Origin of the sequence: Brevibacterium sp. CCUG 69071, assembly GCF_021023135.1 — a bacterium.
Taxonomy (GTDB): Bacteria; Actinomycetota; Actinomycetes; order Actinomycetales; family Brevibacteriaceae; genus Brevibacterium.
This window is the reverse complement of the sequence record NZ_PGFV01000014.1, coordinates 1,709-3,331: the sequence shown is the minus strand read 5'-3', so window position 1 is coordinate 3,331 and position 1,623 is coordinate 1,709. Positions and strand designations below refer to the sequence as shown.

The 1,623-nt window shown below is 61.8% G+C and carries 1 protein-coding gene; it reads left to right on the top strand.

Annotated elements, in window-relative coordinates:
- Window positions 1-1,623 (top strand): hypothetical protein (locus CV023_RS18660; protein WP_230748574.1); only part of this gene is annotated, 1,623 nt, incomplete at both ends.

Sequence of the window (1,623 nt, the reverse complement as noted above, 5' to 3'; positions counted from 1 at the left end):
CCGTCCGCCCCGGTCGATGTCGAGGTGCCGAGTTATGGCGATATCGTGCTCGAGGAGATCGACGCCGCCACGACGTTGATCAAGAACGCCGGTGAGATGCTCCTCGAGGGTCAGCAGACGCTCGCTGACAAGCTCGCGGGTATCGCTGATTTGGATCCGGAGGAGATCTCGGAGGAGATCGCCCGTGCGCGTGAAGACGCGATCGCCGCGGCACTTGCCGAGATCGAGGCCGTCTCCGGGGACCTGACGACGAAGCTGGGGCTCAAGAACGAGACGACTTGGTCGACCTCGAACCCGCCCACCACTTACTCGGGTACGGATGGGGACACGTGGATCAAGCTCACTTCCCTCGGTTCAGGTGGCCGCGAGATCGGTCGGTGGCGGTGGAACGGCAGCGTGTGGGTGACTCATCCTGTCGACGGCGCGATACTCTCCAACATCGACGCCTCGACCATCAACGCCGGTTTCCTCGATGTCGTCAACCGCATCCGCGCCGGGGCGATCCTCGCCGACAAGCTCCTCATCGGCGGAGACCGGAATCTCATCCCGAACGGAGACCTCTCGGCCGGGAGCGCACTTGGATGGGATTCGGCCTTCACCTATCAGACTTCGGACACGCCGTCCGCTCACTCTGGGGCCGCCGATATTTCCGGAATGGCGACTTCGCGTGCGTGGGGGAATGGGCAGTATCCAGTTTCCCCGGGAGATGTGATTGTGCTCGAGATGTGGGTCAAAGCCGACAAGGCGGATTCGCGCATCTACCAGGAAGTTCGCGACCAGGATGGGGCGCACCTCGCAACATCCGACTTTAGGTGGGCCCCGGTAGAAGGCTCCGGAGTTGCACAGTCCTATTACTACCCTGTGTCTGGGTACATCGTGCCCACAGCGTGGACGAAGCTGGTCAGCCGAATCACAGTTCGCCCGGGAGTCACGGCCATCTACATGGGTTCCTTCTACCCGAACCACAGTTCCGGCACGGAACGAACGGCAACCTACTCGCTTGCTGGCGTGAAGCTGTATAAGCCAGTTGGTGGAACGCTCATTACACCGGGCGGAGTCCAGACCCCACATCTCGCCGCTGACGTTCTCGAGGTCGGCAACCTCAAGGCAGGAACCGCGGCGCTCGCCGAGGCTGTCATCAAGAAGCTCTTCGCTGAGGTCGTCGTCGCTCAGATGGTTCAGGCCGAGGAGTTCATCGGTGAGAACGCGATACTTACCGGCGCAGTCACCGCGTCGAAGATCACCGCGTCGGAGGAGCTCACAGCGAAGGTCGCGGAGTTCCTGACCGTGCGGGCTGAGATGATCGACGCGGATGTGTTCCGTAACCGCCTGTTCGAGGGCGTCGACATCATCGGTTCAAGGTTCACCGTCAAGGACGATAAGGGCGATGTTCGCACCCAACTCTCCCCGGAAGGAAACACGTTCAAGGGTGAGGTTGAGGCTGACACTCTCGTTGTTAACGGTGGCGCCGAACTGCGGGGCACGGACAACACGCTCGCACAGGGTGCGAAACTCACCATCGCTGCTGGTGTCACTGACCCGACTGCACCGCCGACTGTGCAACCGTTCTGGGATGGATTGGCACTCACCTCGACCGTCGATGAGCCTCGGGGGCTTGCCTGG